General features: G+C 42.0%; 2 protein-coding genes and 1 pseudogene. All 3 read right to left on the bottom strand.

The features are described 5' to 3' along the window. Nucleotides 1–15 precede the first annotated feature (15 nt). A pseudogene (locus tag V7K97_RS32000) lies at nt 16–846 on the bottom strand (serine/threonine protein kinase); the annotation flags it as partial. 114 nt (nt 847–960) lie between these two features. Then, on the bottom strand, nt 961–6,864 hold the full coding sequence (locus V7K97_RS10620) for an AAA family ATPase (protein WP_334800878.1): 5,904 nt from the start codon (nt 6,862–6,864) through the stop codon (nt 961–963). Between the two features lie 74 nt (nt 6,865–6,938). Then, nucleotides 6,939–12,401 carry a trifunctional serine/threonine-protein kinase/ATP-binding protein/sensor histidine kinase gene (locus tag V7K97_RS10615; RefSeq protein WP_334800877.1) on the bottom strand — a complete coding sequence of 1,821 codons (5,463 nt, stop codon included), beginning with the start codon at nt 12,399–12,401 and terminating at the stop codon, nt 6,939–6,941. Nucleotides 12,402–12,415: the final 14 nt, after the last annotated feature.

Below are 12,415 nucleotides of genomic sequence, written 5' to 3'. Positions count from 1 at the left end.
GAATATCCTGACTAACTTTAATCCCAATGCATTCTGATAGCGGTCTTCAGCATTTTTCGCCATCAATTTGATCGCGATGTCACAGAGAACTTGGGGAATCTCTTCTCTATCCCCTATTCCCTGTCCCCTATCCCCTAACATTGGTGGAAGTTTCGCAATATGACAATGCACCAACTCCATCGGATCGTTTGATGCAAAAGGTAACTCTCCTGTAAGTAATTCGTAGAATGTCACACCTAAAGAATAAAAATCAGTCCGGTAGTCAATTCCCCGATTCATCCGTCCAGTTTGTTCTGGGGAAATGTAAGCGAGTGTCCCTTCCAACACATTGGGATTGATTAATGTCTGCGTTTCCCGTGGTAGTAAAGATGCAATACTAAAGTCGATTAATTTAACTTGTTTGGTTTCTGGATTAATGAGAATATTGGCGGGTTTAATATCTTTATGAATAATTCGCTCGCGATAGAGTACATCTAAGGTATTGCAGAGTGCGATCGCTATTTCTAAAAACTGTTGACCAGACGCAATATATCGTGTCTGGTTAGAGGCGAAATAATTTTTGAGAGAAATCCCCCCAAAGTCTTCCATCACTAACGCATAGCCATTTTGGTGGGGTTCCAGGCTGTAGGTTTGGACAATCAGAGGTGAGTTGAGATTTTTAGCAATGGTGTACTGATTGCGAAACGACAAAAGTTCAGAGAAGCTGGGATAAGGATTTTTCAGCAGTTTAATCACTACTGGTAATGAATCAGTCTCTCGATAGCCTCGATAAACTAGGGTTCTGGAACCATTGTAGAGTAAATCATAGATGCGATATCCGGGAATACTGACTAAAGTGCTAACCATGCTGCTAAATCTGTGAAACTTCCAGATTTAGTATTCCCAAAAAAGATCCCCGACTTCTTGAAGAAGTCGGGGATCTAAAGCCTTTGGTGGAGAGCAAATCAAAATTGCCAAAAATTATACCGGAATTTCAATGATAAATTCAGTACCTAGACCCAGAACTGAGTTAAAACTCAATTTTCCGCAGTGAGTTGATTCGACGATTTGACGAGCGATCGCCAACCCTAATCCTGTACCTTTACCAACAGCTTTCGTAGTAAATAAATGGTCAAATATTTTTGATTTGACTTGTTCACTCATCCCCTTAGCATTATCGGCAATGACAATTTTAACTAGATTTTCAGCTACTGAGGTTGTAATTTTAATGCAGTTAGGATTAGCTTTAATTTCTGCAAAACTGCGTCCATGATTAGATTCATCTAAGGCATCAATAGCGTTTGCTAAAAGATTCATAAATACCTGATTTAATTGCCCTGGGAAGCATTCAATCTGAGGTAAATTACCGTAGTTGGTGACAACCTCAATGGCGGGACGTAGGTCATTAGCCTTGAGACGATGTTTCAAAATTAAAATCGTGCTATCAATGCCTTCGTGAATGTTAAAAGGCACTTTGTAATCTTGATCGGCGCGGGAGAAAGTACGTAAACTGGTACTGATATTTTTGAGCCTGTCGCACGCCATAGACATAGAATCAATCATCTTGGGCAAATCTTCTAAACTATAATCCAAGTCGATTTCTTCGGCGTGGTCAATGATTTCCTCACTCTTGTTGGGGAAAATTTCTTGATATAGCCCGAGATGTTCAACAATATCAGCGATGCTAGGTTTAGCAAGTTTTAGACTAGCAGCAATAAAACCGAGGGGATTATTCATTTCGTGAGCTACACCAGCAACCAAATTACCTAGTGCAGACATTTTCTCACTTTGCACCATTTGTAATTGGGCATTTTGCAAATCAGTTAGCGCTTGTTGTAAATCTTGCGATTTCTGCTGCAAGGCAAGTTCAGCTAGTTTGCGATCGCTAATATCTCGCATCACAACTACCGCACCGAGTTTGTTACCCCAAGGATCAAATATTGCTTGTCCGCTTGCTAACAAAATTCTCCTATAACCATGCTTTGGCGCAATTACCATTTCGGCATTTTCGACTATTTCCCCTTGTAAGGCGCGAAACAGAGGGATTTCTGTTGTTGATAGGGGTGTTTGCCCATCAGGTTGATAGAGTGAGAAGTATTCTGTCCATTGTTCTGGGGGTAATGATTCTACTGGTAAGCCATGAAACTCATGAGTTGCGTTATTAAATAAAGTCAATTTGCCAGTAGCATCACAAACAACAATCCCATCTGTAATATTGTGAATGATGGCATTCAAGAACTCTCGTTCTTTGGCTAAAGAGGCTTCGGCCTGTTTTAATTGTTCTAGTGATGCTTGTAAGTCTTGAGATTTTTTCTGTTCTCGCTCATAAAGTCGGGTATTTTCCAAAGAAATTGCGGCTTGAGCGCAGAGTAAATTAAGTAGTTCGACGCGATCGCTAGAAAATGCCCCTGTCGCTAAATTATTTTCTAGATATAAAATACCCAGCAACTTCCCTTGATGCAAAATCGGGCTGCACAAGATACTTTTAGGCTGCTGACGTATGATATAGGGGTCATTGGCTAAGGTTGGATCAGCGATCGCATCCAGCAACACAACAGTCTGCTTGTTGTGCAAGACTTTGTAAATCAGCTTCAAGGGAATATCCTGGCTGTCCTCAACGGGAAGGCGCTGCAACACGACTGGCTCCGAGCCTTCGGTAATTGACCCTTTGATCAACAGGCGATCGTCTCGCAACAGCATTAACAAGCATTTATTAGCCCCCGCATTTTCGATGACGATGGAAAGCAACGATGAAAGCAATTTTTCCAGTTCGATTTCGCCGGAGATAGTTTGGGAAGCTTTGAGAATAGTTTTTAAATCTAGGGTATCCGAAACACTGCTACTACTAGAAGTGACAGAAAAGGTGGATGTGACACTCCCCAAGGCAAAGATAGTTTCGCTAGTTGATAGAAGAGAGACCAGAGGACGGGTTTGCTCTAGAATGGGAGCAAGCACTTGGGAATAGCGTTTTTCCAAGTCGGCAACCTTGGCTTTAGCACCCCAACGGGCATAACAATAATATGCGTTCGTCATGTATTCCCCAGCTATGCGCCGTTTGCCCCAGTCGAGGTAGAATTTAGACGCGAGTTCATTAGCCAAGGCTTCTTCGTTGATGAACTGATGTTCTTTAGCAAGATTTATGGCTTGGTCATAACACTCACTGGCTGCGACTTTTTCACCCAAAACTCGATAACGTTCAGCCTCCACTAGATACCATTTATGCAAGTGGTTCATCGGGGCATTGTGCGCCCACTGTTGCAAAGTGGTTTGATGGGTTTGCACCTGAAGAAGAATTTGAGTTTGCTCTGTCTCTGGCTGTGTGGGGAAGAGTGCCAAATGCGTCAGCGCAGCATAAAAATGAAAAATGGGAATATAAACCAATCCCGATACTGTCATCAAATAGGATTTGAGTTGGGTGATGTAGTCCAGCGCAGCCTGATAATTACCATAAGAGTAGGCAAGGAACAGTTTGTAACTGTAGGCAAATGCGAGGGCGCTGAGATCGTTATCCTGCCGGTGCTTCGGCAGCATTACCGTTTCATCGTAGGCGGTGCCCCTTAAGCAATCAGGTTGGCTCACAGTTTCTCTTAAATGCTGCACTGTTTGCCGCTTTATGTCCAAATAAATACGTGCCGAATTTTGTTTCACCTGAGCCAGGGTAGCACTATAAGTAGCCAATTCGGATGATAACGTGTCCAGGTTGACACCGGCCATAAGTGCAGTACAGGCATAACCTGTCATGCTGTAGCCAGCGTTGAGAAAATCACCGGTTTCCATCCCAGTCATGTAGCCCTCTTTCAGCATTGGTAGCGTTGCTAAGAGTGCTTCCTGGTGATGTTGGATAAAAGCCCCAAATCGGCTGAGAGTGCTGGACTTCATATCCTGAGCATTAAACCTCTCCAGCAACGAGAGTGCTAACCGACCAAACCCGTAGCCTGTTTCGACTTCGCCCAAAAAGGCACACAGTACCACTCCATGAATCACATAGCCAACCGTCGAAGCAGGGGCATTGCCAAACTGGAGCGACAACCTCACCATCGTCGCGCTCAACAGGGGTACCAAACCTGCCATTCCCACGAACACTGGTACAAACAACATTCCTAACAGTTGCATCGCGGCGATGGCGGCGCGATCGCTCATCATCGGTAGGTCAATCAGCTCTGTAATCTCTCTGTCCTGGAGTTGGTGGTTAAGGTCTTGTAGCGCTTTCGCTATTTGGGCTTGATCTGGCACACTCGGTAAATCTACCCCTAATTGACTTAACACCTCTCTTCCCACCGCGATCGCCTCTAGTATTTGGCTCTGAGCCGTTTGTGCCGCGATTTGAATTTCGTAGATTTTCACTTTATCAAAAATCGTCTGTGCCTGCTGCAATACCACTGCGGCTTGCTGCTCCATGTCTGCAAAGTCACCATTCAAATAGCTAGCTTCAGCCATCGCCACATAGAGATTGAGAGTCAAATCATACTGACTTTGCCAGCAGTTTGCCTCAAGTAGCTTAATCCCTGTTTGCAAATAAACCCTGGCGGCGGCGTAAGCTGTAGAATTTCTCGCCTTCACTCCAGCTTGTAAATTCAGTTGAGCTAATGCTTGGCGATCGCTTGCTTGACTAATTAACTCAATTCCTAAATTCAAATGCGGGGCAATATCAAACAGTTTTTCTTCCAGCTCTATCTCAGAGGTATTTTGCAGGAGTAACTGTCCAATTTTGAGATGAGTTACTGTTTTCTGTTCATCGGCAATTAGGGAATAAGCTGCTTGCTGTACTCTGTCATGTAAAAATCTATATTTGGCTAATTGTTTACTGGTATTCTCCTTTGACAGCGCCAATTGTTCGCGTTCTTCTCCTTGATAAAACTTATAAACATCACTAATTGGTAAAATTAACCCTTCTTGCAGCGCTTTCCACAAATTTGCAGCCGTTTCTACTTCCGACTGTTCTGAAACAATTGCTAAAATTTCTAAATCAAAAGAGTTGCCAATACAAGCAGCTAGCTGTAATATATGTTGAGTTGATTGTGGCAGTTTTTGCAGTTGTAAACCCATAAAAGCCACAACATCATCTGTAACCGCAAGAGTTATCACTTGTACAATGTCACATTGCCAAAAACCGGACTCAAAATTAAATTCAATTAGCCGATCTTGATGTAATGATTTGAGGAACTGGGTTGCAAAAAACGGATTACCTTGGGTTTTTTGAGAGACTAATTCCGAAAGAGTCCATGCCAAACTTTCTGTACATTTAAGTGTATCAGCAACTAATTGATTAACTGTGACTTGATTGAGTGGTGCTAAAGTAATCGTATTCATCGTCAAGAGTGTTTTTGCGATTTCACTCAAAGTCAACATCAAGGGATGTCCTGGGTTTACCTCGTTATCACGATACGCACCAATTAATAAAAGATGATTTGTATCAGCCATTAATAGCTGCATTAATTTCAGTGAGGCTGAATCCGCCCATTGCAAATCATCTAAAAACATCACTAATGGATGTTCAGCACTGCTAAAAACTTGGGTAAATTTTTGAAATAATAAATTAAATCTATTTTGTGCCGCCGTTCCTGATAATTCTATGGCGGGTGGTTGTTCACCAATAATTCTTGATAATTCGGGGATGACTTCAATAATTACCTGTCCATTGTCTCCAACCGCATCTAATATTTGGTTTCTCCATTGCTGAATCTGTGCATCACTCTCAGTTAACAACTGCCCCATTAAATCTTGGAAGGCTTCTACAAAGGCACTAAAGGGAATATTCCGTTGAAATTGGTCATATTTGCCTTTGATAAAATAACCACGTTGGCGAACAATCGGTTTATGAACTTCGTTGACAACCGCAGTTTTCCCAATTCCCGAAAAACCAGCTACCAGCATCATTTCTGTTGCACCAAGGCTGACTCGCTCAAATGCTTGTAGTAGAGTTGATACTTCGGTTTCTCGTCCATAAAGTTTATCAGGGATGATGAAGCGATCGCACACATCCCGTTTCCCAATCTCAAAAAGCTCAATCACACCAGAAACTTGTAGCTGATGTAAACAATTTTCTAAATCAAACTTCAATCCCAATGCATTCTGATAGCGGTCTTCAGCATTTTTCGCCATCAATTTCATCACGATGTCACAGAGAACTTGGGGAATCTCTTCTCTATCCCCTATTCCCTGTCTCCTATCCCCTAACATTGGTGGAAGTTTGGCAATATGACAATGCACCAACTCCATCGGATCGTTTGATGCAAAAGGTAACTCTCCTGTAAGTAATTCGTAGAAAGTAACACCGACTGAATAAAAATCAGTCCGGTAGTCAATCCCCCGATTCATGCGTCCAGTTTGTTCTGGGGAAATATAAGCGAGTGTACCTTCTAAGACATTGGGATTGATTAGTGTCTGCGTTTCCCGTGGTAACAAGGATGCAATACTAAAGTCGATTAATTTAACTTGTTTGGTTTCTGGATTAATGAGAATATTGGCGGGTTTAATATCTTTATGAATAATTCGCTCGCGATAGAGTATATCTAAGGTGTTGCATAGTGCGATCGCTATTTCTAAAAATTCTTGACCAGACGCAATATATCGCGTCTGGTCAGAGGCGAAATAATTTTTAAGAGAAATCCCCCCAAAGTCTTCCATCACTAACGCATAGCCATTTTTGTAGGGTTCCAGGCTGTAGGTTTGGACAATCAGAGGTGAGTTGAGATTTTTCGCAATGGTGTACTGATTACGAAACGACAAGAGTTCAGAGAAGCTGGGATAAGGATTTTTTAGCAGCTTAATGACTACAGGTAATGAGTCAGCCTCTCGATACCCTCGATAAACTAGGGTTCTGGAACCATTGTAGAGTTGTTCGCTTACCTTGTATCCGGGAATACTGACTTTTATACTTACCATAGAGCTAAATCCTGAAGACTTTCAGATTTAGTATTCCCAAATATCTGAAGCTGTTTACCAAAAAAAGCCGGAAATTATACCGTAATTTCAATGATAAATTCAGTACCTTCACCCATAACAGAGTTAAAACTCAATTTTCCGCCGTGGGTTTCTTCCACAATTTGCCGAGCGATCGCCAACCCTAATCCTGTGCCTTTACCAACAGCTTTAGTAGTAAACAAATGGTCAAATACTTTTGATTTTACTTGTTCGTTCATCCCCTTTCCATTATCCAGAATGGTAATTTTAACGCTAGTATTCTCGATTGAGGTTGTAATTGTAATTAGATTGGGATTGGCTTTAATTTCTTCAAAACTGCGTCCGGTATTAGATTCATCCAAGGCATCAATAGCGTTGGCTAAAAGATTCATAAATACCTGATTTAATTGACCAGGGAAACATTCAACTTGAGGTAAATTCCCGTAGTTGGTGACAACTTCAATCGCCGGACGTTGTTCATTGGGCTTGAGACGATGTTTGAGAATGAGAATGGTGCTATCAATGCCTTGGTGGATATTGAAAGGCACTTTGTAGTCTTGATCGGCACGAGAGAAAGTTCTTAAACTAGTGCTGATGTTTTTGAGCCTATCGCAGGCCATAGACATGGAATCAATCATCTTGGGCAAGTCTGATAAGGTATAATCTAAATCTATTTCCTCTGCATGACCTTGAATTTCCTCACTCGGATTCTGGAAAGTTTCTTGATATAGTTTAAGGTGTTCGGTAATATCAGCGATAGTGGGTTTAGTTTGTTTGAGACTAGCAGAAATAAAGCCCAAAGGATTATTCATTTCGTGAGCTACCCCGGCAACTAAGTTACCTAGTGCAGACATTTTTTCACTTTGCACCATTTGTAATTGAGCGCCCTGGAGTTCTTGTAAAGCTGCTTCTAGCTGTTGAGCATCTTCTAGCGATCGCTGATAAAGTCGGGCATTTTCTAGAGAAATTGCGGCTTGGGCGCAGAGTAAATTGAGCAGTTCGACGCGATCGCTTGTGAACGCCCCCGTCGCTAAATTATTTTCTAGGTACAACACCCCAAGCAACTTACCTTGGTGCAAAATCGGGCTACACAAGATACTCTTGGGCTGCTGACGAATAATATAGGGGTCATTGGCTAAGGTCGGATCGACCGTTGCATCAAGCAGCACAGCAGTCTGCCTATTGTTCTTCACTTTGTAAATCAGCTTCAGAGGAATGTCCTGGCTGTCTTCAATGGGAAGGCGCTGCAACACGATTGGCTCCGAACCCTCAATAATTGACCCTTTAATTAGTAAGCGTTCACCTTTGGTGTCGCGTAGCGAATCGTCTGGCAACAGCATTAACACACATTTATCAGCCCCCGCATTTTCGATGAGGATTCTAAGTAACGATGAAAGCAGTTTTTCCAGTTCGATTTCGCCGGAGATACTTTGGGAAGCCTTGAGAATAGCTTTGAAATCGAGGGAATCAGAGACGCTGGAGGAAGAACTAGTGGAGGTGACTGTACCTGTGGCGAAGACGGTTTCGTTAACCGAGAAAGCAGTGCGAGTTTGTTGGAGGATAGAAGCCAGCAGTTGAGGATAGCGTCTTTCTAATTCAGCAACTTTGGCTTTCGCACCCCAACGAGCATAGCCATAGTAGGCTTCAATCATGTAGTCACTAGCAATGCGCTGTCTGCCCCAGTCGAGGTAGAATTTAGCTGCGAGTTCGTTGGCTAAGGCTTCTTCTTGGATATATTCGTTGGCTTTAGCTCCAGATATAGCCAAGTCGTAAAACTCACTGGCTTCGGCTTTTTGTCCTAAGACTCGACATTTTTCGGCTGCTACTAAATCAACCTTATGCTGGTAATTCATGGGAGCATGGTGCGCCCAGTGCTGTAACTTGGTTTGGTTTTGTGCCACCCGCTCTAATGCTTGTGATATCTCAACCGACTGTTGACTCAACAGTGCCAGAGCAACCAAAGAATCATAGAGATAAAATGCAGGTTCGCCGACTGTTCCCGCCGCAGCCCTTAAATAGTTTCTGCCCTCAACTGCATAGTTGTTGGCTTGTTCAACTTCCCCAAACAAAAAGCAAAGGGTCAACTTATACAAATAAAAGTTATACAACCCACATCGGTCATTTGCCGACAGCAGCAGGGGCAAAAATTCCGTCTCTTCGAGGGCTGACCCAGACAAAATGGTGGGATGCGACCCAACTCCCAGTAAATTTAAAATAGATTGCCAATGGAGCCGGCAGTAATTGGCTGTTGTCAATTGGTTAATTTGCACCAAACCATTGTAGTAGGTGCGCGTATCCTGCTCTAAAGTAACAAGGGGCTGACTGCACCAAAAAGAATTGAGACAAAAACAGTAGCCACTATTTCCGGCCATTAACAGGCTTCCGACTTCTAGGGCAGTTGCGTAGCCTTCCCTCAAGAGTGGTAACGTTTCTTTGATATGAGATTTGCGGTGTCGGATAAACTGTCCCAGCAACATTAATACTTCAGGTTTAGTCGCTTTAGCATCGAATTTTGAGACGACATTCAATGCCAACTGACTAAACTGTACTGCTAAATCTACATCTTGTGAGAGATTACAGACAATGATGCTATAGCAAACATAGCTATAAGCTGAAATAGCGATGTTTCCGTACTGCAAAGACAATTTGACTGATAAGGAAGTCAGTAATGGGAACAAAGGAGGGACACAGACGTAAGCTGCTGGCATGATGCTGCTGACAATCTGGATAATGGCAATTTTGTTTGCATCAGTCATGACACTGAGGTGAACAAAATCTTCAATTTCCCTATCTCCAATCAGTTCGCTAATCTCTTGAATTGACTGTTGAATGTCGGTCAGCGTGGGTGTTTCGGGAAAGGTGACACCCAACTGTTGCAGGATCTGGATGCCGAGCGCAATGGCTTCAATCAGTTGATTCTGAGAGGTATTTAGTTGAATTTTAATGCGGTAAACATTGACCTTTTCTAGTAAAGAGTGCGCCTGTTTAATCACAATATCAATCAACTGTTCCATCGCCTCAAAGTCACCGCAGAGCATTGCCAATTCCGCCCCATCGTCATGGAATGATAACGTCATTTCATATTGCTGCTGCCAAGCTTTTTCTCCCAGGATTGATAATCCAGTGCTGGCATATTCACGCCCTGCTTGATAGGCGGTGGCACTTTTGGCTTTCCGACAAGCAATCAGATTGAGCCCAGCTAATTCATCTCGTTCTGTTTGTTGGGTAATTAAAGAAGTTCCGTAATTTAATTGATTGACGATTTCAAAAATCCGGTCAACTCTAGCCTCTGGGGAAATCTGTTGTAAAAGTAGTTGTCCAATTCGGTAATGAGTTATCTGTTTTTGGTCATCAGGAATCAAAGAATAGGCAGCTTGTTGGACGCGATCGTGCAAAAATTTGTAACTTGCTAATTGCTCATTGCTAATAGCTATTTGTTGATTTCTATTGGCAATTAACAAATCGCTATTAGCAGTTTCATCTTGATAAAACTTATAAACATCACTAAGCGGTAAAATTAATCCCTCTTGTAATGCTTTCCACAAATCAGCAGCCGCCTCAATTGAAGATTTTTCCGAAACCATTGCTAAAGTTGCTAAATCAAACTGGTTGCCAATACAAGCAGCTAACTGCAATATATCTTGAGTTGATTGTGGCAGTTTTCGTAATTGAACTGCCATAAATGCCACAACGTCATCTGTAACTGCTTGAGTTCTCACCTGTACCATGTCACATTGCCAACACCCTGACTCCAAATCAAATTTAATCAGATTTTCTTGATGTAATGCTTTGAGAAACTGGGTGGCAAAAAATGGATTTCCTTGAGTTTTTTGATATATCAATTCTGAAAGAGTCCATACCAAACTCTGTATACATTTAAGTGTTTCTGCAACTAACTGATTTACTTGCTCTGGACTCAGTGGCGCTAAAGTAATCGTATTAATCGTTGCTTGGTTTTTTTGCATCTCGCTCAAAGTCAACATCAATGGATGTCCTGGGTTGACTTCGTTATCACGGTACGCACCAATTAACAGCATATGACTTGTATCAGCCATCAATAGCTGCATTAACTTCAGCGATGCTGAATCAGCCCACTGCAAATCATCTAAGAACATCACTAATGGATGTTCAGCACTAGTAAAAACTTGGGTAAATTTTTGAAACAATAAATTAAATCTATTTTGTGCCGCATTTCCTGATAATTCTGTTGCTGGGGCTTGTTCACCAATAATTCTTGATAGTTCGGGGATAACTTCAATAATTAATTGTCCATTTTCTCCTACAGCCGATAATATTTGGTTTCTCCATTGTTGGATTTGTGCATCACTTTCGCTTAACAATTGTCCCATTAAATCTCGGAATGCTTGCACAAATGCACTAAAAGGAATATTCCGTTGAAATTGATCGTATTTTCCTTTGATAAAATAACCGCGTTGGCGAACAATTGGTTTATGAACTTCGTTGACAACCACAGTTTTTCCAATTCCCGAAAAACCTGCTACCAACATCATTTCCGTTGCACCAAGGCTGACTCTTTCAAATGCTGACAGTAGAGTTTCTATTTCTGCTTCTCGTCCATAGAGTTTGTCAGGTATGATGAAGCGATCGCACACATCCCTTTGTGCAATTTTAAAATCCTTTATCTTACCATCAACTAGTAGCTGATGTAAACAATTTTCTAAATCAAACTTTAATCCCAATGCATTCTGATAGCGGTCTTCAGCATTTTTCGCCATCAATTTGATCGCGATGTCACAGAGAACTTGGGGAATCTCTTCTCTATCCCCTATTCCCTGTCCCCTATCCCCTAACATTGGTGGAAGTTTCGCAATATGAGAATGTACTAACTCCATCGGGTCGTTTGACTTAAACGGTAATTCCCCAGTCAGTAACTCGTAGAATGTCACACCTAAAGAATAAAAATCAGTCCGGTAGTCAATCCCCCGATTCATTCTTCCTGTTTGTTCTGGAGAAACATAAGCAAGTGTGCCTTCTAACACATTAGGATTGATTAGTGTCTGCGTTTCCCGTGGTAACAAGGATGCAATACTAAAGTCGATTAATTTAACTTGTCTGGTTTCGGGATTAATGAGAATATTGGCGGGTTTGATGTCTTTATGTATAATGCGCTCTCGGTAGAGTATATCTAAGGTATTGCAGAGTGCGATCGCTATTTCTAAAAACTCTTCACCAGACGCGATATATCGCGTCTGGTTAGAGGTGAAATAATTTTTGAGAGAAATCCCCCCAAAGTCTTCCATCACCAGCGCATAGCCATTTTGATAGGGTTCCAAGCTATAGGTTTGGACGATTAGAGGTGAGTTGAGATTTTTGGCTATGGTATATTGATTGCGAAACGACAAGAGTTCAGAGAAGCTGGGATAAGGATTTTTCAGCAGCTTAATGACTACAGGTAATGAGTCAGTCTCTCGATACCCTCGATAAACTAGAGTTCTGGAACCATTGTAGAGTTCCTCGCTTACCTTGTATCCGGGAATATTGACAATAGTGCTAACCATCTTGCTAAATCTGT

The organism is Nostoc sp., from assembly GCF_036917815.1.
GTDB lineage: Bacteria > Cyanobacteriota > Cyanobacteriia > Cyanobacteriales > Nostocaceae > Nostoc.
The sequence above is the reverse complement of the archived record's forward strand: the minus strand, read 5'-3'. Positions and strand labels throughout refer to the sequence as shown.

Excerpts from the sequence above, each read along its gene's own strand:
- V7K97_RS10620 (WP_334800878.1), bottom strand. The coding sequence starts at position 6,864 with ATGGTAAGTATAAAAGTCAGTATTCCCGGATACAAGGTAAGCGAACAA.
- V7K97_RS10615 (WP_334800877.1), bottom strand. The coding sequence starts at position 12,401 with ATGGTTAGCACTATTGTCAATATTCCCGGATACAAGGTAAGCGAGGAA.